Consider the following 22,424-nt stretch of genomic DNA (forward strand, 5'->3'; position numbering starts at 1 on the left):
GGGATGTGAAACGATGCCGCGTTTTGTGTGAAAACGCCTATATCCATCAAACCTGCACATTCACCGCCAACGGCTTCACTTTCGCCAGTTTCAGCGCCACAGCGAGGGCGATCAGCAGCAGGGTGCCGATGAAGGCGCCGATGCCGTTCCAGCCGGCGTAATGCCAGAATACGCCGCCGCCGGTGCCGGCGACGCTGGAGCCTACGTAGTAGCTGAACAGGTACAGCGACGAGGCCTGGCCTTTGGCTTTGATGGCGCGGCGGCCGATCCAGCTGCTGGCGACGGAGTGGGCGCCGAAGAAGCCGAAGGTGAACATCAGCACGCCGACGATCACCACCAGCAGCGGGGTGAACATGGTCAGCGCGACACCGACGAGCATCAGCACGATCACGGCCCACAGGACGTTACGACGGCCCAGTTGGTCGGCCAGTGCGCCGATCTTCGCCGAGCTGTAGATGCCGGACAGGTACACCACCGAAAACAGGCCGACCACGGCCTGGCTCAGGTTGTACGGGTCGGCCAACAGGCGGTAGCCGATGTAGTTGAACAGCGTCACGAACGCGCCCATCAGCAGGAAGCCTTCAAGAAACAACCACGGCAACCCGGCGTCACGGAACTGCAGGACAAAGCCTTCCAGCAGGCTGCGGCTGTTGAGCGGGCGGGCGCGGAAGTTACGCGACGGCGGCAGGATTTTCCAGAACACGCCCGCCGCGCCCAGCGCGATGATGCCCATGATCAACAGTGCCGTGTGCCAGCTGACGTAATCACTCAACACGCCGGTGATCACCCGGCCGCTCATACCACCTATGGCGTTGCCGCCAATGTACAGGCCCATTGCCAGTCCGATGTGCTGTGGGTGGATTTCTTCGCTGAGGTAAGTCATGGCGACGGCGGCCAGTCCGCTCAGCGACAAGCCCACGAACGCCCGCGTGATCAGCACGCCTTCCCAGGTCGGCATCAGTGCGCTGGCGATGGTGAAAAGGGCGGCCGAGAACAGCGAGAACACCATCACCGACTTGCGGCCGAGCCGATCTGAAATGGGGCCGGTGATGAGCAATCCGATCGCCAGCATCGCGGTGGACACCGACAGGATCATGCTGCTCTGGGCAGCGTTGATGGAGAAGTCCCGCGACAGCACCGGCATCATCGGCTGCACGCAGTACAGCAGCGCAAATGTCGCGAAACCGCCGGAGAACAGCGCCAGCACCGTGCGGATGAAAGCGGGCGTGTCCTTCTCGATGTAGGAATCGCCCAACGGGATGGCCGCTGTGGCGAACTCGGCAGACGCGGCGGGGGATGCAGCAGTATTCACGGGTGACCTCAGGCGGGAGAGCGGGGAGCAGTGGCAAAAGAATATAGCCGCCTAACGATCGCTTCCAATATATTGTTCGACCTGTTTGATAGGTTTGACGACCTACTGGAATGACTGTGGAATTACGACACCTGCGTTACTTCATCGCTGTCGCTGAAGAGCTGCATTTTGGACGCGCTGCTCAGGCGCTCGGCATCTCTCAACCGCCGTTGAGTCAGCAGATTCAGGCGCTGGAGCAAGAGCTCGGCGCGCGTCTGTTTGAGCGAACCAATCGAAGGGTGGAACTGAGCGAGGCGGGCCGGTTGTTCCTCGATGAAGCGCGCCTGGTGCTGGCGCAGGTCGAGAAGGCCTCGGACGTCGCTCGGCGTGCGCAGTTGGGAGAGCTGGGCGAACTGAAAATCGGCTTCACGGCATCCGCGCCGTTCACCTCAAGCATCCCGCAGGCCATCTTCGCGTTTCGCCAGCGCTATCCGGCGGTGCACCTGGCACTTCAGGAAATGAGCAGTCGGGAAGTCGCCGAGCGGCTCGAGAACGAGTCGATGCAAGTGGGCATCATGCGGCCGCTGCCGTTGCCGGATTCACTGGTCGCCGTGGAGCTGCTGCACGAACCCTTGGTGGCGATATTGCGCTCGGACCATCCACTGGCCGAAGGCTCGGAACGCGGCATTCATCTGCGGGAACTGGCCAGTGAGCCGTTTGTGTTCTTCCCGCGCAGTTACGGCAGCGGGCTCTACGCACAGTTGCTGGATCTGGCGCGGGAGGCGGGCTTTAGCCCATTGTTTACTCAGGAGGCGGGCGAGGCGATGACCATCATTGGTCTGGTGGCGGCGGGACTGGGCGTGACGGTGCTGCCGGCGTCCTATCAACGCATGCGCATTGATGGAGTGGTGTACCGGACGCTGCTGGATGCCCAGGCTACGTCAGCGGTGTGGCTGGTGCAGCGCAAGGATCAGAAATCGCCCATGGCCAAGGCGTTTGTCGAACTGGTGACGCGCAAGGCGGGGTAACTGACCCAGAGCAAAGCAGATGGGGTTGTGGGAGTGAGCTTGCTCACGAACGTGGCATTACAACCACTGAAGATGGGGTGAATGTACTGACCTCTTCGCGAGCAAGCTCGCTCCCACACGGCCTGCGTCGCCCAGTGACCCGTGACGAATGCAAATCTGCAGACTCCCCATTGTTCTGACACCGCACTGGGCTGCGGCAAACGGCGCTCATGTGGGAGTGAGCTTGCTCACGAAGGCTCAGGTGGGTTCGCCGATGATTTGTCGGTTGAACGACCATTTCGCAACCTCCCTCCCATAGCGCAGCCATCCAAGCCAGTGAGCGAGGCAAGACGCCTCAACTCACTGGCAAAAACTTACTGCACCTTCGCCAGATCACCCTTCAACGCAACGCCTGCCATGATGGCGCCGGCGTGGCATTCATACGTAGCCGGGTCTTTGCGTTCGATCTTTTTGTAGTAGCTGGCAATGTTGACCACCGCGTTGGCGCCTGCGCTTTTCGCGGCCTCGTTCAACTGCAGGATGGCGGACTGCAAGACCCACTCGCAGGCCTCGTTGTCGCTCTTGTTGAAGGCGTTGGTTTTCTTGTTGGTCACCGCATTGGCTGACAGTACCGACACCTTGCCTTTTGGCTGCACGCCAGCGAGGTAGAACTTGACGCTGCCGTCGAGCTTCTTCTCTTGGGTCATCTGTGCGACCACCTTGTCGAACGGCAGATACAGGGCCGTGTCCCGAGCCTGGCTGATGCCCGGCAGTGTGCACAAAACGACGGCGGCCGTTGCTGCCCAGACTTTCAATTTCATGGTTTCGCTCCTTGAGGTGGTTAACGGGTGTAGAAGATCAGTGATGTGCCCCGCCGGGAGCGTCTTCCGTTGCGCCGGCGGGTTGAACGAATTACGGGGTCAAGACCAACGCCGGAAGATCAGCGACGTGTTGACCCCGCCGAACGCAAAATTGTTGTTCATCACAAACTCGTGACTCATGTGGCGGGGCTCGCCGCGCAGGTAGTCCAGTTCGCCGCAGCGACTGTCGACCTCGTCGAGGTTGAGCGTGTGGATGTAGCGGTCGCGGTTCATCATCTCGATGCTGAACCAGGATTCCAGCGCACCGCAGGCGCCGAGGGTGTGTCCCAAAAAGCTCTTCTGCGAACTGATCGGCATGCGCGAGCCGAACAGGCTTTGCGTGGCAAGCGTCTCGGCGATGTCGCCCTGTTCCGTCGCCGTGCCGTGGCCGTTGACGTAACCGATGGCCTCGGGCGGCAGGCCCGCGTCTTCCAGCGCCAGTTCCATGGCACGACGCATGGTCACTCGTTCAGGGCGAGTGGTGTGGACGCCGTCGGCATTGCTGCCGAAGCCGACCACCTCGGCGTGAATCTTCGCCCCACGCGCCAGCGCGTGTTCCAGCTCCTCGAGCACCAGCATGCCGCCGCCTTCGCCGATCACCAGGCCGTCACGCCCATTGTCGTAGGGACGCGGGCTGGTGTGGGGCGCATCGTTCTTCAGGCTGGTCGCGTACAGCGCGTCGAACACCATGGCTTCGGTGGGGCACAACTCTTCGGCGCCACCGGCCAGCATCAACGGCAGACGCCCGAACTTGATCGCTTCATAGGCATAGCCCACGCCCTGGCTGCCGCTGGTGCAGGCGCTGGAGGTCGGGATCAGGCGGCCGGTGAGGTTGAAGAAGATGCTGATATTCGCCGCCGTGGTGTGCGGCATCATGCGCACGTACGAGTTGGCATTGAGGCCTTCGGCGACGGAATTCAGCAGCATGTTGCCGAAGGCCTTGATCTCGTCGGTGCTGCCGGTGGACGAACCGCAGGCCACGCCCATGCGCCCGTCGCGAATGATCGGGTCGCCCAGCAAGCCGGCGTCACGCAGCGCCTGTTCTGCGGCGCCGACCGCCAATCGCGACACCCGGCCCATGCTGCGCAGCTGCTTGCGCGTCCAGTACGACGGCACCGCGAAATCATCTATCGGGCCGGCCAGACGGGTGTTGAGCTCGGTGAAGCGATCCCATTCGTCCATGCGCCGGATGCCGCTGCGATTGCCGCTGAAATTGGCCTCGATACTGGCCCAGTCGCTGCCCAGTGACGTAATACCGGCCATGCCGGTGACGACAACGCGTTTCATCAGCACAGGCCTCCATTGACGGCCAGCACCTGGCGCGTGATGTAGGAAGCTTCCGCCGACATCAGGAAATTCACGGCGCCGGCGACTTCTTCCGGCGTGCCCATGCGTTGCGCGGGAATCATCTTCATCAGTTCATCGACCGGCACGTTTTCGTCGAGCATGGCCGTGTCGATCAGCCCGGGCGCGACGCAGTTGACGGTGATCTTGCGTTTGCCCAGTTCTATTGCCAGCGCCTTGGCCGCGCCGATGACGCCCGCTTTCGATGCGCTGTAGTTGACCTGGCCACGATTGCCGATCAGCCCGGACACGGACGTGATGCAGACGATGCGCCCGGCAGCACGGCGGCGGATCATCGGCATCATCACCGGATGCAGCACGTTGTAGAAACCGTCGAGATTGGTGCGGATGACCATGTCCCAGTCGTCATCGGTGAGCGCCGGAAAAGCGCCGTCACGGGTCAGGCCGGCGTTGCAGACCACGCCGTAATAGGCACCATGGGTTTCGACGTCGGCTTCAAGGATGACCTTGCACGCAGCACGGTCGGCGACGTCGAATTGCAGCACGCGCGCCTGACGCCCGAGCGCCTCGACTTCACGCTGTACAGCGTCGGCTTCAGCGCGGCCACTGCGGCAATGCAGCACGATGTCGTAGCCGGCCTGGGCCAGGCGCAGCGCAATGGCGCGCCCGATACCGCGGCTTGAGCCTGTGACCAGAATTGAGTCAGTCATTTACGGCTCCTTCGGCCAGGTAGCTCGCCGATTGCGGCGGGCAATAAACATTGAGTCGGGCGCTGACCTGAATGCCGGCACCGCTCAGAGAACACTCGAACACGCCCATACCGCTGTCATCCTGCAACGACCGCCGCGCATGAATGATCAGCTCGCTGCCGACCGGGAAGTGCTCGACATTGCATTCGAATTTGCGCGTGCCCAGCAGGAAACCCAGCTCGACCGGGTCACCCTTCACCCGTGCCTGACAGCCGGCAAACGCCGCAACGCTTTGGGCCATCAGCTCGACGCCGACCCAGGCCGGCAGGCTGCCGTCGGGGCGATTGAACAGCCCGCCGGGTCGAACGATGACGCGGGTGTGAATCTGCTCTTCGTCGAACGACAGCACTTCGTCGATGAGCACCATGTCGCCGGCGTGGGGCAGTAAATCAGCCGGCGGCCACGGGCATGAAGGGGCGGCGGTCATGGGTGCTCCCCGATGATCAGGCTGACGTTGTTGCCACCGAAGGCAAAGGAATTGCTCATCATCCGGCGTGGTGAATCACGCAGCAGGGTGTCGTTTGCCTTGACCCAGTTCAGCGCGGGCAGGCTTGTATCGGCTTCGCCATCCCACACATGAGGCGGCAGCTGATCCTCGTTATTTTCAGGGGCCAGCGCCAGCCAGCAGAACGCGGCTTCCAGTGCCCCGGCGGCGCCAAGGGTGTGGCCGCTCATGGGTTTGGTCGACGAGCACGCTACGCCGTGGGGGAATATGGCGCTGACCGCCAGACTTTCCATTGCGTCGTTGTGCTGGGTCGCGGTGCCGTGCAGGTTCACGTAGGCGATGTCGCTGGCGGTCAGTCTGGCGCTCGTCAGCGCCTTGCTCATGGCTTCTTGCGCGCCGCGCCCGGTGGGTTCGGGAGCGGAAATGTGGTGGGCATCCGAACTGGCACCGGCGCCCAGCAAGGCGATGCGATGGTCGTCTGCTGGCTCGCGCGTCATCAGAAACAGCACGGCCGCTTCGCCGATATTGATGCCGTTGCGATTGCGCGAGAACGGGTTGCAGCGCTCGTTCGATACCGCTTCAAGGGACGAGAAGCCGTTGATGGTCAGCTTGCACAGGCTGTCGACGCCGCCGCACAACACCGCGTCGCACAGGTTCATGTCGAGCAGCCGACGCGCGCTGAGCAGCGCGCGGGCGCTGGAGGTGCAGGCGGTGGAAATCACGTAGGCCGGGCCGCTGAGGTCCAGCCACGCCGCGAGGAAGTTGGCCGGAGCGCTGAGTTCCTGCTGGCGATAGTCGTAGCTGTCCGGAAAAGTCTGATCGGCCAGGTAACTCGCGATCCCGCGGCTCGCTTCGTCGATGCCCGACGTGCTGGTGCCCAGAATCACGCCGATGCGGCCACGACCATAGCGGGTGATCGCCTGCTGAATGTCAGGCTCGATCTGGAGGGCGGCGGCAAGCAACAGCTGGTTGTTGCGGCTGCTTTGCTGGCCGAGCGCCGCTGGGATTGTCGGCAACAGGCTTTTCACGCCGGCCACGGGCAGCGAGCGATCAGGTATCCAGCCGCTTTCCGTGCGCATGCATGAGGCGTCCCCGGCGAACAGCGTCCGGGCCACGCTCTGGCGGTCGTCGCCCAGTGCGCAGATCAGCCCCAGGGCACTGAGGTATGCCGTCATTGACTCGCCTTGCCTTCGAGCGGGCTGACGACGTATTTCAGTTCGCCGCTTTCCATGCTGATCTTGAAGAAGCCCTCGGAGGCGTAATCGACGATCCAGCGATCATCCAGACTGCGGCCATAGGGACGCAGCTCGACGCCAGGGTATTCAAAGCGCACTTCTTTCAGTGACGTCAGGGCAAACAGCACGGCCGCGAACAACTCGCGCGCTTCAGGATTGGGCGGCAGCAGACCATCGGCCTTCCAGCGATCTTCGCGAAGCTGCTGGCGCGCCACCGGAATACCGAGGGGGTCCATCAACGAGAACCGCAGGCCGTGGCGTTCCTTCTGGATCACCATCACCCAGTCCTGGCGCTGACCCGCCTGTTCGCGCTGCACGTGCAGCTGCACGGGGAATTTGATGTGGGGCGTTTGCGCAGGCAGCGGCGCGTGGCTGGCGCAGCCACTCACCAACAGGACGCAGAGCAACAGAAAGGCGCGAATCATAAGGCTTTACCTTCTAGGGTGGCCGAGAGAGGTTTGCGTGCGACGACATTGATCAGCGTCTCTTCACGTTCCCCAAAGGCCTTGGGTTTGACCAGTTTCAAACGTTCCAGCAGACCGAAGTCTTTGGCTCGGCTCCACCAGAGATAGGGGTAAGAAACGTTGTGCGCAGTGAAATGAAAACCTTCATTGCCCAGCATGTCCAGGTATTGCGCGGCGCTTTTCTGGACGTGCATCGGATGACGGAAGAGCCAGCGAATCACCCACGTGTCGATGTAGGCCTCGGTGGACTCGGCGAACAGCAGGTAACCGCCGGGCTTGAGCACCCGATAGAACTCGGCGAGGGATTTTTCCTGCTCGACCAGATGATGGAACGTCTGATGGCAGAAGACCATGTCGACACTCGCGTCCGCCAGTGGCAAGGCTGCGCAATCACTGCCGATCAGCTCAACGTTCAAACCGCGACGCTTGGCTTCTTCAGCGCTGAGTTGCAGGCTGAGGGGGTCGGCGTCGATGCCGAAAATCTTCGCCGGATTGAACGCGCTATGCAGGTACTGAAACGACTTGCCCTGCCCGCAGCCGGCGTCCAGCACCACCGGGTTCTCTGGCAGGGGCTCACTGAACAGGCTGCGCAGGTCGTCGATGGCCACTCGCAAAACGCGGTGCTGCCACGTGTGACTGCGCAGAAACAGAAAGCCCAGGCGCGTTTCTTCAACGTAACTGTCGCTGAAATACTGGCCGCTCATGGGCGAGGGCTCGCACAGATTTCGGCGAGCATGCGCAGGCGCCGCTTGGGCTCGGCGACGAACGGGTTGCGCTCGTCCCACGCGTAACCGGCCAGGATCGAGCTGATCATGCGGCGTATGTCGGGGCGGCTGTCCGGATAGAAAATCACATCCTGAAAACTGCCCTCGTACCAGCCTTCGACGTAGGCGCGGAAGGTGTCCACACCGCGTTTCAGCGGCGCGGCGAACTCGCTTTCCCAGTCAACGCTTTCGCCTTGCAGCTGACGATGCAAAACACCGGCCGCCATGCTCGCCGAGCGCATGGCGATGGTGACGCCAGACGAAAACACCGGGTCGAGGAATTCCGCCGCGTTGCCGAGCAAGGCAAAGCCTTCGCCGTGCAGGGTTTTGACGTTGGCCGAATACCCGCCGATGCTGCGCGCCGGGGTGTCCCAGACAGCGTTTTGCAACACGCGGCTCAAGCTCGGGGTCTCGTCGATGAACGCGCGCAGGCAGGCGTCGAGGTCATCGGGCTTGCCCGCGAAACGCTCGGCAGACGCCACGACGCCGACCGAACAACGACCGTTGCTGAACGGGATCGACCAGAACCACACGTCCTTCAAGGTTGGGTGAACCGTCACCAGAATCTTTTCGCGATCAAAGCGTGGGTCGTCGATGCGGTCTTCGACGTGGGTGAACACCGCCTGACGCAGAGGGAAGTTCGAGGGTGCTTCCAAGTCCAGCAAGCGTGGCAGCACGCGGCCATAACCGCTGGCGTCGAGCACGAACGTCGCTTGCACGCGGTAGGCCGTACCGTCTTCGCGCTGCACGTCGAGGATCGGCTGATCGCCGGAGAAGTCTGCGGCGGTGATGGTTTCCCGGTAGCGAACTTCAACGCCCTGGCGCTCGGCTTCGTCGGCCAGCAGTTTGTCGAAGTCGGCGCGCTGGACCTGGAAGGTCGTGGGCTTACCGTCACTGAAAGTGTCGCCGAAGTCGAAGGCGCTGTACTGCTCACCGCAGGCGAAGGCCGCGCCGTTTTTCATCTGGAACCCGGCGGCATTGACCGCTTCCAGCATGCCCGCTTCTTCGACGAAATCCAGGCAATGGGACAGCAGGCTCTCGCCGATGGAGAAGCGCGGGAATTCCTGGCGCTCGATGATCAGCACATCGTGGCCCTGACGTTTGAGCAACGCAGCAGCGATGGCTCCGGCTGGACCGGCGCCGATCACGACGATCTGACGACATTCCATTTCAGCTATTGGCACAAGGTTTCCTTTTCGAGTGTTCGACGACATCGACGTCATGCAAATCAAGAGGGCGGTTCATGCCCAGGAGGGCAGGCAACAGGGTGGCGATCAGGCTCATGAGCATCAGCGCGAAATACAGCGACGTGCTGATCAGCCCCTGTTGCAACAGCAGGTTGAGAAAGACGATTTCGCTGAGGCCACGGATGTTAAGCAGCAGGGCTTCTTTCCAGCGCACGGCACCTGCAAACGACGGCGCCGCCCAGCGCACGCCGATCCAGTTGCCCAGCAGTTTGCTGGCGATCGGCAGCACGAGCAGCCCCAGCAGAGTCAGCCAGCCCAGTTCGCCGATGGCGCTGTGAATATTGATCTGGACGATGCCGAACGTGAGGATCAGCGGGATCGCCACGTAGTGCTGCAGCGCCTTGAACCAGGCGGCTTTCAGCGGCAGCGCAAAGGGTTGCTTGAGCGCGTTCATGCACAGCAGATAGCCGATGCCGACGATGAGCGCGTTGAGGCGGTAGTGCTCGGCGACCATCAGCAGCAGAAAGAAAACAGCCCCGTAAACCTGTGGCTGGCGAACCCGCAGCAGCCGTAACAGCAGCGGCACGCCGGCGAGCAGCAGCGGGATAATCAGACTGGTCAGGTGCAGGCTGCCCTGGGCCAGCCCGAACAGCCCCCAGCAGGCCAGATCGATCAGGATCGCCGTCTGCACCAGACGTCGCGTGGCGTGCAGCGGGTAGCCGATGTGGTTGAGATAGAGATAGAGCACCGGGATGGCAGTGATGGCGAACACCAACCCCAACGCCAGGCTGCTCAGCCAGCTCGACGCCGGTAGAAGCCACACGGCGCAGGCTATGCCGCAGAGAAAGGGTACACAGAAGCTGGGCAGCGCGACTTTCAGGCTCTGCGGGTCGAGACGCACATCGATCACGTCGCTGAGGATATGCCCGAGCACGACCGCGAAACTCACGCCGTACAGGGTTTTCAGCCAGACCGGCGCGACCAGTTGCGCGCCGGTGAGCTGCCACTGCGGTTCGACGAGGAACAGCATCAGCAGCGGGATGGCAAACGTCGCCAGCAGCAGCTGGCTGACGATGGGGATCAGGTTCAGTCGGGCGCCGAGCCGGCTGGCCAGCGCAAACAGCCCGAGCACCATCGCCCAGAACGCGACGATTATCACGAGCGTTTCTCGTGCTGGTTGTTCGCGGCGCTCTCATCCTGACGCGCCGCATTCTCATGCTGACGCCCTGCCCAAGGCGCCAGAATGAAGCTGAAGGCCAGACCGAGGCTCACCGACAACCCGAAATTGCTCACCGCCGGGGTGCTGGAAATTGCGAGTAGACCGAATGACAGCCACGTGGTCGCTGCAGCCAACAGCGTGCCCAGCAGGCTCACGGCCGCGCCGCCAATCTGCTCGCGCATGAGGATCGCGTAATCGACGCTGATCGCAGTGACCAGCAGCAGACCGAACAGGCTGAACAGCGTCAGCGGCTGACCCAGCCAACCGAGGCTTGCCAGACTGCACACGGCCGCGAGCAGTGGAAGGGCGATCACCCTCAGTGCCCCGCGCAGACCGAATGGCAAAATCAACAGCAGAACGATCAGCACGCATGACGCCAGCTTGAGTTCCGCGGCGCTGATCTGGGTGGCGGCGAACACCTTGTTCAGGTCGCCAAGGCGGTCCACCAACTGGACGCCCGGAAGGTCCTGCGCCTGCACGCGGAGCAGCGCCGCATCGTTCAGGCCCTGCAGGCTGACGATTCCGGCCACGCCTTGATCGTTGCTGCCCAGCCATAGCAGGCGCCAGGGTTCGCCCAAAGGTCCGGCCAGTACATCGTCAATGCCTTGGACGGGAAGGGTGCGCAGGTTCGCCAATTCATTATCAAGCACCTCCGGTGGCATACCCAGTGCGAGCAGCGGCTGCCAGTGCGCAGGCAGCGTGTCGAGGGCGGCGCGCGCAGCCTGTTGTTCGGCGGGCGTCGCCACCAATTGGTTGAGGGACAGATAACCCTGCAGTTTGCCCTGGGTGACCAGTTGATCAAGTCGCTGACTCAGCGCGGTCTGACGCTCCAGTAATTGTTGCTGATCGGCGCCGCGCACCAGGAAGAACTGGCTGGTGGGTTGGTAGCCGGTGATGCGCGCCACGGAGCGCGCTTCGTCGGTCAGGCTTTGCGGCGCGGCGATCCATTGGCGGATGTCATTCTTGGTGGTCAATTGCAGCAGGCCGGCTGCGCAAAAAATGAGCAACGCCCCCAACAGCACCGGCGTGCCCACTCGAGTGAGCAGTTTGTCGCGTGCGTTCATCAAGGCTTCAGCGATCTTCAGCGGCCATTGCGCAGGCCGCAACTCGACACCGTTGAGCAGCGCCGGCAGCAGGCACACCGCTGTCAGATAGGCGCCCACCAGACCGGCCGCCGAGAACACGGCGATCTGGGTCAGGGCCGGGAAAGGCGTCCAGGCCAGGGCCAGATAGCCGATGCAACTGGTCGCCAGGCTCAGGCTCAGGCCCGACAGCGTCAGACGCAACGCCGGCCAGCTGCGCCAGGGTTTCAGGCTCCAGCTTTTGGAGAGGTAGTGAAGCGGATAGTCCACCGCCACGCCGATCAGGCTTGAGCCCAGCACCAGCGTCATGACGTGCATCTTGCCAAACAGCGCGACGCAGGCCGTGGCGCCGAACAGCATGCCGACCATCACCGGAATGAACGCCAGCAACACACGCCAGCGTTTGAACGCCAGCAGCAACAACAACAGGATGCCCAGCGTGGCGCCGCCGCCGACCCAGGTGATTTCCCGCGTGGCCTGTTGCTGGCCGTGGGCGGCGTACAACAGGCCGCTGGCCGCCAGCAATTGTGCATCGCTGGCGCTCGCCTGTTGGCGCGCTTCGTCCATCAGCGCGGAGACATGCAGCGGCAAGCGCATGTCGAACGCATCGGCGCGGGTGCGGGCGCGGAGCAGGACCCAGCTTTTGCCATCGGCTTTGGCGATCAGCGCGCCGCTGCCGATGTCCAGTTGCACCGAGCCGTGCATCGGCTGCCCGTTCTGAATGCGCCCTGTCAGCCCGAGCCAGTCTTCCTGGCTGGGCACCAGACTGAAACCGCCAAACGGATCGAACAGGCTTTGCACGCGCTGTTGAATAAAAGCTTCGGGATGCTCGATGAGCTCGGAGCGGTCCTTGGGCGGCAGCATCGCCAGACGACCGCGCAGCAGTTGTTCACGCAGCGCCGGAAGATCGGCCTGAACGTTCCACTGGACCTTTTCGAAGAGCCCGCTGGCCTGCCATTTCTCGCTCAGTTGCCGCGCCAGCTCGACGGCCTTTTCGGCATCGGCGTGACCCACCAGCACCAGCATCTCGCGGTTCATCGGCTCCTGAATGCGTTGTTCGGCGCGCAGCTCCAAGGCATCCGGCGTGCTGCCGGGGACCAGTTCCATGAGGTTGGCCGACAGCGGCGCGCCGTGACGCCATTGCCAGCCGGCGAGTGCCAGCACGGCCAGCAAGGCAATCAGGAAAAGGCGCGGCAGCAGGCGTTCAATCGGCAAAGTCAGCGCGCTCCGAATCGCTCAGCGGTTGGGCGCTGGAGCTGTCGATCATCTTCAGCAGCGTGCTGTCGCCCTGGGTTTCAAGCAGCTCGATACGTTGCACCAGTGCGCCGCCATTGATGTTGATCTGGTTGAACACCTGTTTCAGCAACATCGAGCGCGGCACCAGGGTCAGTTGCCAGGCCTGGGCGTCGCCGCTCAACTGCACGTCGAAATCACGCTGCAGGCCGCTGCTGTCACCTTGTAAAACGGCGAGAAACAGCCGGTTCTGCTCGGCGCCTGCGCTTTTGCCCGGCAGCATCTGCCAGCTGCCATCGGCATCGCGGCGGGCGATGCCGGCGGCGGTGATGCGGTAATCCTGTTTGAGCGGCGTATCGAGCAGCCACAGCAGACCTGAATCTTTCGCCAGTACGAAGTCGCCCTTGCTGGTCAGCGGCTGGGGCAGGGCGCGCAGGTGTTTTTCCTGCACGAAGGCGCCATGAATGACGGCAGGTTTGGCCAGTTGATCGCTCAGTTGCTGCAGATCGAAGGCGTGGGCCAGCGAGGTCAGCGTGAGCAGCATCAAGCTGAGGAGGCCTTTAAAGGCACTCATTTCAAAGCCCTCTCGACCGCTTCCACAAACACCATGGGGCAGGCCAGTTGCATTTCGCGGGTGTTCACGTCGACGGCCACTTGCACGGTGCTGGCGCGGGTCAGGCGCTCGCCGGTCGCGATGTCGGTGATCAGATAATCGATCTTCAAGCGGTTCTCCCACTCCACGAGACTGGCGCGCACGTTGATGCGCTGACCGAACACCGCGCCGCGCACATAGCGCAGTTGCAGATCGATCACCGGCCAGGCGTAACCCGAATCGAGCATGTGCGTGTAGTTGTGGCCGAGCTTGTCGAGGAGCGCGCAGCGCGCCACTTCCAGGTACTTCACGTAGTGCCCGTGCCAGACGACGTGCATGGTGTCGACGTCGAAAAACGGCACCAGGATTTCGGTGTCTTCGTGGATCACGCCTTTGCTACGCATGCAGCCTCCAATGTTGTTCGGCGATGCGCTTCAGGCACAACCGTAGTTCGCCTTCCAGCGCGCGGTCTTCGATCACCGGCGGGAAGTCCTCGCGCAGTTGTTCGTGCATGTCCGCAAGGGCCGGTGGAAGCGGGCGCGCATCGGCATCGCGGCTGCGCAACCAGACGCCCTGATTGGCGGCGATCAGCGTGGCGGCGGCGACCTGCTCGGTCAGCTCCAGCACGCGAATGGCGTCGCGGGCGGCGATGGTGCCCATGCTCACCTTGTCCTGGTTATGGCATTCGGTGGAGCGGGAAAACACGCTGGCCGGCATGGTGTTTTTCAGCGCTTCGGCGGTCCAGGCGCTGGTGCCGATCTGCACGGCCTTGAAGCCATGGTTGATCATCGCGCGGTCCGCCGGGGCGCCGGACAGGTTGCTCGGCAGGCCGTGGTTGTAACGCTCGTCCACCAGCAACGCGAGCTGGCGGTCCAGCAGGTCGGCGACGTTGGCAACGAGATTCTTCAGGCTGTCCATGGCGAAGGCGATGTGGCCGCCATAGAAGTGGCCGCCGTGGAGCACGCGTTCGGCTTCGGCGTCGATGATCGGGTTGTCATTGGCGCTGTTCAGCTCGATCTCGATGAAGCTGCGCAGCCAGTTCAGGCTGTCCGCCAGCACGCCGAGCACATGGGGGGCACAGCGCAGGGAGTAGCGGTCTTGCAGGCGATGCAGCGGGGCGGTCGGCGCGTCGATGGCCAGATCCTTGCGCAGCCAGGCGGCCACTTGCATCTGCCCCGGATGCGGTTTTGCAGCAAACAGACGCTCGTCGAAGTGCTCGGGGTTGCCTTGCAGCGCCACGACGTTCATCGCGGTAATGCGCGTCGCCAGTTGCAGCAGATAATCGGCGCGGGCGAAGGCCAGGCACGCCAGGCCGGTCATGACCGCGGTGCCGTTCATTAAGGCCAGCGCTTCTTTCGGACGCAGCACCAGCGGATCCCAGCCGAGTTGACGATGCACGTCGGCGGACTGCCGACGCTCGCCGTTGAACAGCACCTCGCGCTCGCCGGACAGTGTCGCCGCGACATACGAGAGCGGCGTCAGATCACCACTAGCGCCCACCGAGCCTTCTTCCGGAATCAGCGGCAGGATGTCGTGGTCGAGAAAGGCTTGAAGACGCTCAAGCAATTCGACCCGAACGCCGGACACGCCGTGACACAGCGAGCGCAGACGTGCGGCCAGCACCGCGCGGGTGGCCTGGGCATCGAGCAACTTGCCGAGCCCGCAACCATGGAAAGTGTAGAGATGACGCGGCAGCGCTTCGACGTGTTGCAGCGGTACCGCCACCACGCACGAATCGCCGTAGCCGGTGGTCACGCCGTAGATCACGCCTTCCTTGTCCAGCAGCGAATCAAGAAACTGCGCGCCCTTGGCGATGCGCTGGCGGTAGGCACTGTCGTTCTGTAACGCCGTCGGCCGCTGGCGGTTGGCCAGGGCCAGCACGTCTTCGATACGCAGGTGGCCTTCGCCGAAAATAATGGGCTCAGGTGCTTGGTTCGTCATCGGATTTCCAGAACGGGTAGAAGTTGAACCACTGCTGTGGCGCTTGCACGCAGTAGTGCGCCAGCCGGTCGGCGTAGCGTTGGGTCCATTGGGTGATCACTTGCTGGCGATCGCTGCGCCGCCATTCGATGGCAGTGGCGAACGGTTCGAGGATCACCCGGTAGCCGGTCGCGCCCTTGAGGCAGAAAATCAGGTTGATCGGGCATTTCAGCAACCCGGCCAGCAGCCATGGGCCCTGGGGGAACGCCGCCTGATGGCCGAGAAAATCGACCCGCGCGTTGCGCCCGCCGTGCAGCGGAACCCGGTCGCCGGCGATGGCCAGCCATTCGCCGCGATCCAGGCGCTGACTCAGCTGCAGCATGATCGCCGGGTCCAGTTCGCTGACCTGAATCAGCCGCAGATTAGTCGCGCCGGCCTCGCCCAGCAGGCGGTTGAAACGCTCGGCATGCTTGGTGTGCACCAGCACGTTCATGGTGACTTTTTCGCCCAGCTCGGCCAGCGCCCGACAGACTTCAAGGTTGCCCAAATGCGCGCCGACCAGCATCTGCCCGCGCTCGCCGCGCAACTGATCACGCAAGTGCGCGTCGTCGATGATTTCGATCTGCTCCAGACCGAGCTTGCCGTTCCACACGTCCAGCTTGTCGAGCAGGGCGTCGGCGAAGGCCATGAACTGCCCGAACACGCGCCAGTGCGTGGGTCGCAGCTCCGGTTGCTGGGTCCAGTCGGCCAAGTGCCGTTGGTACTGCCAGGCGCTGCGGCGAGCGCGGCGGCCGAACAGGAAAAAGTACAGCACGATGCCGTGCAGGATCGGGCTGAGCACCCGTCTCCCCAGGACTTTGACGCCCCAGGCCGTGAGCTTCATCAGCAGAAAGCTGCCGCGCTCTTCGTGCGCCGCCCAGTGCTGCTTTTGATCGGCGTCACTCATGGCAACCACCGCCGCCAGAGGATCAGCGGAAAGCGCCCGAGCATGCCGAAGAACAGCTTGGCGTGCATCTTCGAGATGAGGGCGTTGTCGTGAAACAGCCGAAAATGCGAGAGGCCGTCCTGGGGGTAGTGAACCTTGGTCGGCAGCCAGCGCATCGGCTGATTGCGCCACGAAAGGCGCACGAGGATTTCCGGGTCGAAGTCCATGCGCTTGCCCAGATTCACGGTGTCAATCAGGTGCAGCACCGGTTTGAGCGGGTAAACCCGAAAGCCGCACATGGAATCGGGAATCTGCAACGACAGGCTGTTGATCCAGACCCAGACGTGGGTCAGGTATCGCGCGTACAAGCGGCCTTTGGGCACGCTGGCGTCGTACTGCGGATAACCGCAGATCAGCGACGTCGGGTGCTCGCGGGAATGATCGAGAAACACCGCGATGTCGTTCAGATCGTGCTGGCCGTCGGCGTCGACTTGCAGGGCATGGCTGAAACCCAATTTCGACGCCTCGCGCAGGCCGGCCATGACCGCGCCGCCCTTGCCTTGATTGACCGGTAGCTTCACCAGAAAGACATTGGCCTGTTGGGCGAGGGATTCAAGCACGGCGGCGCAGGCCGGGCTGCTGGCGTCGTCGACCAGCACGCAGGGCAGGCCGGCGTGCAGCAACTCCTGAACGACAGCCGGTACGGCGAGTTCGTGGTTGTAAACCGGAATCACGGCGCAGGGGTTATGCATAAGCGACCTCTTCCTTGAATGTGCAGAGCTCATGCATCCGCGTTCACCAGTAAAATCCGCCCGCTGGAGCAGGCCGCTTCGCCGTTGCGATAGGCAAAATGCAGCTTGCTGCGCTCGGGGTCGAAACGCAGGGTCAGGCTGATGCGATCGCCGGGGCGCACCAGTTGTTGAAACTTCAGCACTTCCATGCCGGCAAACCGCGGCGGCAGGTCCATCAGACGCTGTGCCAGGTTCATCGCCCAATCGACCTGAACCACGCCGGGTAAAATCGGCGTGCCCGGGAAGTGGCCGGGGAAATGGGCGAGGTCCAAGGGGACGATCAACTCCAGTCGCAACTCGTCGTCGTGTTGCTCTTGAGCGACCAGATCAGGGGCTTGAGTGCGCGGCGACACCAGCAGTGTCTCAATCAGCGCTTGTGGCAACTTGCCTTGGGCGTTGAGGGGCAGATGGCCCAGCAGCCGCCAGCGACGCGGCAATGCCAGCGCCTCGCAGTGCGGCACCAGATGCTGACGCAGCGCCTGGGTCAGCGCGCGCCGACCCTGATTGCGCAACGCGTGCACGCCGCTGGCGCTCAACACCACCAATGCGCCCAGCGACGCGCGGTTTTCCCGGACCACGCCGAGGCGTGCTTCGCTGACCCACTCATGGGTCGCGAGCGCTTGCTCCAGAAGCGGCAGGGAGATGCGCTTTTCTTCCAGTTTGACGATGCGGTCCAGTCGGCCCAGCAGCTCGAAACGACCGTCTTCCAGAAAGCGCACCGCGTCGGCTGTCTGTTCGACATGGCCGCTCGGCAGGTATGGCGACTCGATCCGCAGGGCGCCGTCGGCATCCTGGCTCAAGGTAACGTCGTCGAAAGCGCGCCATAGCGGATCGCCCTGGCGCCAGGCGATGCCGCCGGTTTCGGAGCTGCCGAGTATCTCGCTCGGCCACTGCCCGAGCCGCTGATGGAGGCTGGCTGCGGCGTCGGCCGGCAGCGCACCGCCGGAAGAGAACACCCGGCGCGCGACGCTCAGGTGGGGCCAGTCGAGATTGTCGCCCATGCGTTTGAGCAGTGCAGGGCTCGCCACCCAGGCGAAGGATTCATGCTCGCGGCTGGCGCGTTGCAAGTCTTCGGTAAACGGCAGTTGCTGGCGCACAAAGCTGCGTCCGGCGCACAACGGCCACAACACCCGGAACAGCAGGCCATAAATGTGCTGCGCCGCCACGCTGCCGATGATGCAGGCATCGCCCAGTTCTGCGCCCCACAAGCGTTCGAGTGCACTGACTTCGTTGGCCAACTGGCGCAGGCGTTTCTCGATCAGCTTGGGCTCGCCGCTGGAGCCGGACGTGCACAGGCTCAAGCTGCACTGATCCAGATCGAGCGCGGCAGGGGGCAGCGGATCGGCGTTCAGTTGATCGAGGCGGGTGTCGTCCGGCAGATCCGTCAGCCACAGGTCGACATGACTGGCCCAGCGCTGTCTCGTCTGCGCCTGCAGATCGGACGGCAGCAACACCGCCACGCCGGCGCGCCAGGCCGCAAACAGCGCGATGGCCAATTCAGCGGCATCTTCGAGATGGACCGCCAGGCGTGTCACGCCACGCTGCTGCAATGCGGCGGCGACGCACAGCGCGCGTTTCTGCAGGGCGGCATGGCTCAGCGCGGGAGCATGGGCAACGGCGCGCTGCGGATGGGCTTTAAGCAACAGGTGTTCGAGATCGATCCAGCTCATGCCCGACCCCGGACGCGCTGACGAATGATCCATTCACCCGCAAACAGAAGACCCATCAAACCGTAGGCGATGAGCCCTGTGTATAACGTCCACCAGCTCAGCGGCGCCCAAAGGGTCAGCGCGGCGGCGACAAGGCCATTGAACAGGAAAAACAGGCACCAGACGCGGGTGACCTGGAGGGTGTAGCGAACCACAACGGGCGGCAGGTCAGGCTCCGTCAGGCGTGCCAGTCGCTCGATCAGCGGCATGCCGCGCATCAGGCTCAGGCCGAATAGGGTCAGCATGAAACCGCTGATCAGCACGGGGTACCAGCGTAGCAATTGCGGGCTGTTGAACAGCCCGAGCAGCAGGCAAAAACCCATCGCCGTCAGCGCCATCGACACGCCGCCCGGACGTCGCTCGCTGGTCAGCGCACGCACCGCCCACAGCGCGCCGAGCAGCAGTGCGAATTGCCAGGGGGCGAAGTGGCCCATGCCGAAGTAGACGGCAAACGGATACAGCACGCCTGCAAGCAGCAGGACCAGGCCAATCAGTCGACTCATGCGGCGCTGTGGACCAGGCGATAGACCGCGTCGACGACATCGCCCACGGTGCGCACCGACTTGAATTCTTCGGCGGCGATTTTCTTGCCGGTCTTGCGCTTGATGTGGTCGATCAGGTCCACGGCATCAATGCTGTCGATTTCCAGGTCCTGATACAGGTTGGCTTCGAGGGTAACGCGCTCGGGTTCGAGCTCGAACAGCTCAACCATCGACGAGCGCAGGGTGTCGAAGATGTCTTCACGGGATTGCATGTTCTGTCCTCAGGCCACTTGGCGCGCGCTGACGAATGCCGCGAGGCTGTCGACGCTGGTGAAGTGATTGCGAGTGTCTTTGGCGTCGGCGTCGATCTTGATGCCGTAGCGTTTCTGGATGGCCAGGCCCAACTCCAGCGCGTCGACCGAATCCAGTCCCAGGCCTTCACCGAACAGCGTCTGGTCGTTGCCGATGTCGTGGGTGCTGATGTCTTCGAGGCCCAGGGCATCGATGATCAGCTGTTTAATGTCCTGGTGCAGATCGCTCATCTGTGGCGAGCTCCTTGGTGAAGTGTTGATGCAGATAGTCGTTGAGCTTGCGCGACGCCACAGGGGCCGGGCCAAGCGCGGCGAATGCCGCTGGATCGATATCGTTGCCCACGCGCAGGTGAAAATGCGGGCGGCGCAGGGGAATGCGGTACCACGGCTCGGCCTTGGTCAGCGTGGTCGGCGACACGTGGATGGTCACCGGCGTAATGACGTGGGCGCCACGCAGGGCAATGGCCGCAGCGCCGCGATGGAAGGCGGGCGCATGGCCTGGCTGGGTCCGCGTGCCCTCAGGGAAGATGATCAGGGTTTGCCCGGTCCGCAGCAGATGCGCGGCTTGCTCCAGCATGTCGGCGCTGCCGTCGTTGCTGACGTAGCCGGTGGCCCTGACCGGGCTTCGGGTGAATACGTTTTGCCACAGGCTCTGCTTGACCACGCAATTGGCGTCACGCACCAGCCCGATGAGAAACACCACGTCGATCAGCGACGGATGGTTGGCAATGATCATCTGCCCCGGGCGGCCCAGACGCTCGGCGCCCTGGATTTCGTAGGTCAGCACCCCAGCGTTGCTCATGATGCGGATAAATGCCCAGAACAGGCGGCTGATGGTCCGCCGGGCGCGGCGTTGATGGCTGCAGGTATCGCCGGGCAGCAGCGCCAGCAGGGGAAAGACGAACACACGCAGGCACAGCCCGCCCACACCGAACAGGGCAAAGCTCAGGGCCGTGGCCAGCAGGCGCCAGTAATAGGCGTCGCGGCTTTTGCTCAGCGGTTGTGTTGCCAATTCCATAGCCGATTTTTCCAGGGATGTTGCAGAGCGCTCTGTTGTGTCGACAGCGCACGTAAAAGGTTGAGCGCGTGGGGCCATTGGCTGCGCTCGGAATCCGTCTCGATCGATTCGCGGGTCGTCAGCGAAAGCTGCCACTCATCCCCCGGCGTCAGCAGCAGGCCGAGCGCATAGGGAAACGGCACATCGTCGATCCACGGCGCGTACGCGGCAGGCGGCTGCTCTTCGGTGATCACCAGCAATACCGCCGGCGCACCTTCTTCAAGCAGGGAGGCCGCCTCGATGACGCCATGTTCAAGCCCGTCGCCCGCACAGGCCAGGGCCGTCATCTCGCTGGTCTCGCCGCGCAGGATCGACCACAGGCCAATAACGGCGTTGTGCACGGACAGGCTGAACTGGGTGGGCGACAGCGGCTCGTCTTTGGCCAGATCGCTGAGGATGTCGAAGGTCCGGGGCGTTTCGCCGTGGCGCGACACGAACACCAGCGGCAATCGCTCCAGACCCTCCGCCAGCGGCCAGCCTACGCCGAAGGCCATGCGGGCCAGACGGCTCAACCGGCGGCGCTGCATGGCCGGCAAAAATGAAACGTCCGGCGCTGCGTCCGTCAGGGCGGGGATCACGGGTTCGTGGCTCCATTGGCGCCACTCTTCGACCGACGTCAGCCCCGGCGCCCACGCGCGCCACTGTGCAATGTTGAACTTGATCACAAAATTATCCTGCCCTGACACGGGCATACTTCCGGGCTTCGAGTCTCCGAAGTGGCACCAACCATGGCGCGGCGCTATCACCGAGTGGCGGGCATTATCCCGATGCCCAGGCACCGAGGCAAACGTTGAAACAAAAGGTTTGTTTACTGGCGATTATTCTTACTGGTAGGGCAGCGGCGTCTGACACTGTTTTGTAGGATCAATAGGACTGTATGCGTTGCAGGCTTCGCCTTTGCAGTCAGATTTTTCCGAGAGACTCGCCCTACTCATCGCGATTGCCTAGACTCGGGACCATTCATCGGGTCGCTGGCGATCCTTTACGGCTAGACAGCAACAGGGAGTCTTACATGCGGCGTGTGGTGTTCAATCAGAAGGGCGGCGTTGGCAAGTCCAGCATCGCCTGCAATCTGGCGGCTGTCAGTGCTCATGAGGGTTATCGGACGCTGTTGATCGATCTTGATGCCCAGGCCAACTCGACGCAGTACCTCACCGGTCTGACCGGCGACGAGATTCCCATGGGGATCGCCGATTTCTTTAAGCAAACCTTGTCTTCCGGGCCTGGCGCCAAGAAGAATCAGGTCGACATCTATGAAACGCCCTTCGACAACCTTCATGTCGTGACTGCCACAGCGGAGCTGGCGGATCTGCAGCCCAAGCTGGAAGCCAAACACAAGATCAACAAGCTTCGCAAACTGCTGGATGAGCTGAGCGAAGACTACGATCGCATCTATCTGGACACGCCCCCGGCGCTGAATTTCTACGCGGTATCGGCATTGATCGCAGCGGATCGGGTGCTGATTCCGTTCGACTGCGACAGTTTCTCCCGCCAGGCGCTGTACGGGTTGCTCAAGGAAATCGAAGAGCTCAAGGAGGATCACAACGAGGATCTGGAGGTGGAAGGCATTATCGTCAACCAGTTCCAGGCGCGGGCGAGCCTGCCCCAGCAGATCCTTGATGAGCTCATCGCTGAAGGGCTGCCGGTGCTGCCGGTCTACCTCACCAGCTCGATCAAGATGCGTGAATCTCATCAAGCCAATATGCCGCTGATCCATCTGGAGCCGCGGCATAAGCTGACTCAGCAATTTGTCGAGCTGCATCACTTGCTGGAAACGGGTGCAGGTAATCGGTAGC

At 62.9% G+C, this 22,424-nt stretch carries 24 protein-coding genes; 2 read left to right on the plus strand and 22 right to left on the minus strand.

The features are described 5' to 3' along the window. Positions 1 to 46: 46 nt before the first annotated feature. Positions 47 to 1,312, minus strand: coding sequence for an MFS transporter (locus AC07VF_RS10490; protein WP_346626911.1), 1,266 nt, complete (start codon positions 1,310 to 1,312; stop codon positions 47 to 49). 116 nt (positions 1,313 to 1,428) lie between these two features. Between AC07VF_RS10490 and AC07VF_RS10495 the strand changes: the two genes are divergently transcribed. Further along, positions 1,429 to 2,319 carry a LysR family transcriptional regulator gene (locus AC07VF_RS10495; protein WP_122625545.1) on the plus strand — a complete coding sequence of 297 codons (891 nt, stop codon included), beginning with the start codon at positions 1,429 to 1,431 and terminating at the stop codon, positions 2,317 to 2,319. A 353-nt stretch (positions 2,320 to 2,672) separates the two neighbouring features. Here the strand turns inward: AC07VF_RS10495 and AC07VF_RS10500 are convergent, their stop codons facing one another. The 21 genes from AC07VF_RS10500 to AC07VF_RS10600 all read right to left on the minus strand — a co-directional run bounded on the left by AC07VF_RS10500 (position 2,673) and on the right by AC07VF_RS10600 (position 21,320). Then, a complete protein-coding gene (locus AC07VF_RS10500; protein WP_192171201.1) occupies positions 2,673 to 3,119 on the minus strand; it encodes an excinuclease in 447 nt (148 codons plus the stop codon). A 99-nt stretch (positions 3,120 to 3,218) separates the two neighbouring features. Next, complete coding sequence (locus AC07VF_RS10505) at positions 3,219 to 4,445, minus strand: beta-ketoacyl-ACP synthase (protein ID WP_495008581.1); 1,227 nt, start codon at positions 4,443 to 4,445, stop codon at positions 3,219 to 3,221. Beyond that, the gene (gene fabG / locus AC07VF_RS10510) at positions 4,445 to 5,173 is read right to left on the minus strand and encodes a 3-oxoacyl-ACP reductase FabG (RefSeq protein ID WP_172610449.1); all 729 of its coding nucleotides are present in this window, start codon (positions 5,171 to 5,173) and stop codon (positions 4,445 to 4,447) included. Before fabG ends, AC07VF_RS10505 begins: the two co-directional genes overlap by 1 nt. After that, positions 5,166 to 5,639 carry a hotdog family protein gene (locus tag AC07VF_RS10515; RefSeq protein ID WP_346626907.1) on the minus strand — a complete coding sequence of 158 codons (474 nt, stop codon included), beginning with the start codon at positions 5,637 to 5,639 and terminating at the stop codon, positions 5,166 to 5,168. The genes fabG and AC07VF_RS10515 overlap by 8 nt, the downstream gene beginning before the upstream one ends. Next, a complete protein-coding gene (locus AC07VF_RS10520; RefSeq protein ID WP_495008580.1) occupies positions 5,636 to 6,832 on the minus strand; it encodes a beta-ketoacyl-[acyl-carrier-protein] synthase family protein in 1,197 nt (398 codons plus the stop codon). Before AC07VF_RS10520 ends, AC07VF_RS10515 begins: the two co-directional genes overlap by 4 nt. After that, positions 6,829 to 7,317 carry a hypothetical protein gene (locus AC07VF_RS10525; RefSeq protein ID WP_192171196.1) on the minus strand — a complete coding sequence of 163 codons (489 nt, stop codon included), beginning with the start codon at positions 7,315 to 7,317 and terminating at the stop codon, positions 6,829 to 6,831. The genes AC07VF_RS10520 and AC07VF_RS10525 overlap by 4 nt, the downstream gene beginning before the upstream one ends. After that, positions 7,314 to 8,060 carry a class I SAM-dependent methyltransferase gene (locus AC07VF_RS10530; protein WP_495008579.1) on the minus strand — a complete coding sequence of 249 codons (747 nt, stop codon included), beginning with the start codon at positions 8,058 to 8,060 and terminating at the stop codon, positions 7,314 to 7,316. The genes AC07VF_RS10525 and AC07VF_RS10530 overlap by 4 nt, the downstream gene beginning before the upstream one ends. Next, positions 8,057 to 9,304: an NAD(P)/FAD-dependent oxidoreductase gene (locus AC07VF_RS10535; protein WP_495008578.1), complete on the minus strand. Its 1,248-nt coding sequence runs from the start codon at positions 9,302 to 9,304 to the stop codon at positions 8,057 to 8,059. The genes AC07VF_RS10530 and AC07VF_RS10535 overlap by 4 nt, the downstream gene beginning before the upstream one ends. Beyond that, positions 9,291 to 10,466: a cation:proton antiporter gene (locus tag AC07VF_RS10540; protein WP_495008577.1), complete on the minus strand. Its 1,176-nt coding sequence runs from the start codon at positions 10,464 to 10,466 to the stop codon at positions 9,291 to 9,293. The genes AC07VF_RS10535 and AC07VF_RS10540 overlap by 14 nt, the downstream gene beginning before the upstream one ends. Continuing rightward, positions 10,463 to 12,823: an MMPL family transporter gene (locus AC07VF_RS10545; RefSeq protein ID WP_495008576.1), complete on the minus strand. Its 2,361-nt coding sequence runs from the start codon at positions 12,821 to 12,823 to the stop codon at positions 10,463 to 10,465. Before AC07VF_RS10545 ends, AC07VF_RS10540 begins: the two co-directional genes overlap by 4 nt. After that, the gene (locus AC07VF_RS10550) at positions 12,813 to 13,415 is read right to left on the minus strand and encodes an outer membrane lipoprotein carrier protein LolA (protein WP_192171191.1); all 603 of its coding nucleotides are present in this window, start codon (positions 13,413 to 13,415) and stop codon (positions 12,813 to 12,815) included. The genes AC07VF_RS10545 and AC07VF_RS10550 overlap by 11 nt, the downstream gene beginning before the upstream one ends. Next, entirely contained in the window at positions 13,412 to 13,837 is a 426-nt protein-coding gene (locus tag AC07VF_RS10555) for an acyl-CoA thioesterase (protein WP_192171190.1), read from the minus strand. Before AC07VF_RS10555 ends, AC07VF_RS10550 begins: the two co-directional genes overlap by 4 nt. Beyond that, complete coding sequence (locus AC07VF_RS10560) at positions 13,830 to 15,374, minus strand: HAL/PAL/TAL family ammonia-lyase (protein WP_495008575.1); 1,545 nt, start codon at positions 15,372 to 15,374, stop codon at positions 13,830 to 13,832. The genes AC07VF_RS10555 and AC07VF_RS10560 overlap by 8 nt, the downstream gene beginning before the upstream one ends. Continuing rightward, positions 15,355 to 16,299, minus strand: a complete 945-nt coding sequence (locus AC07VF_RS10565) for a lysophospholipid acyltransferase family protein (protein ID WP_495008574.1) — start codon at positions 16,297 to 16,299, stop codon at positions 15,355 to 15,357. Before AC07VF_RS10565 ends, AC07VF_RS10560 begins: the two co-directional genes overlap by 20 nt. Continuing rightward, positions 16,296 to 17,030 (minus strand): glycosyltransferase family 2 protein, encoded by a 735-nt coding sequence (locus tag AC07VF_RS10570; RefSeq protein WP_192171187.1) that lies wholly within the window; start codon positions 17,028 to 17,030, stop codon positions 16,296 to 16,298. The genes AC07VF_RS10565 and AC07VF_RS10570 overlap by 4 nt, the downstream gene beginning before the upstream one ends. Positions 17,031 to 17,059: 29 nt before the next feature. Then, positions 17,060 to 18,739 (minus strand): ApeI family dehydratase, encoded by a 1,680-nt coding sequence (locus tag AC07VF_RS10575; RefSeq protein ID WP_495008573.1) that lies wholly within the window; start codon positions 18,737 to 18,739, stop codon positions 17,060 to 17,062. Continuing rightward, a complete protein-coding gene (locus tag AC07VF_RS10580) occupies positions 18,736 to 19,281 on the minus strand; it encodes a COG4648 family protein (protein ID WP_495008572.1) in 546 nt (181 codons plus the stop codon). Before AC07VF_RS10580 ends, AC07VF_RS10575 begins: the two co-directional genes overlap by 4 nt. Beyond that, positions 19,278 to 19,532: an acyl carrier protein gene (locus tag AC07VF_RS10585; RefSeq protein WP_192171184.1), complete on the minus strand. Its 255-nt coding sequence runs from the start codon at positions 19,530 to 19,532 to the stop codon at positions 19,278 to 19,280. The genes AC07VF_RS10580 and AC07VF_RS10585 overlap by 4 nt, the downstream gene beginning before the upstream one ends. A gap of 9 nt (positions 19,533 to 19,541) precedes the next feature. Then, positions 19,542 to 19,802: a phosphopantetheine-binding protein gene (locus AC07VF_RS10590; RefSeq protein ID WP_192171183.1), complete on the minus strand. Its 261-nt coding sequence runs from the start codon at positions 19,800 to 19,802 to the stop codon at positions 19,542 to 19,544. Continuing rightward, complete coding sequence (locus AC07VF_RS10595) at positions 19,777 to 20,589, minus strand: lysophospholipid acyltransferase family protein (protein ID WP_423570954.1); 813 nt, start codon at positions 20,587 to 20,589, stop codon at positions 19,777 to 19,779. The genes AC07VF_RS10590 and AC07VF_RS10595 overlap by 26 nt, the downstream gene beginning before the upstream one ends. Next, entirely contained in the window at positions 20,565 to 21,320 is a 756-nt protein-coding gene (locus AC07VF_RS10600) for a beta-ketoacyl synthase chain length factor (protein WP_495008571.1), read from the minus strand. Before AC07VF_RS10600 ends, AC07VF_RS10595 begins: the two co-directional genes overlap by 25 nt. Positions 21,321 to 21,640: 320 nt before the next feature. On the opposite strand from AC07VF_RS10600, the gene AC07VF_RS10605 reads away from it, so the two are divergent. Beyond that, positions 21,641 to 22,423, plus strand: coding sequence for a ParA family protein (locus AC07VF_RS10605; RefSeq protein WP_172610465.1), 783 nt, complete (start codon positions 21,641 to 21,643; stop codon positions 22,421 to 22,423). Position 22,424: the final 1 nt, after the last annotated feature.

Source organism: Pseudomonas sp. GW821-FHT02H06 (assembly GCF_059421525.1).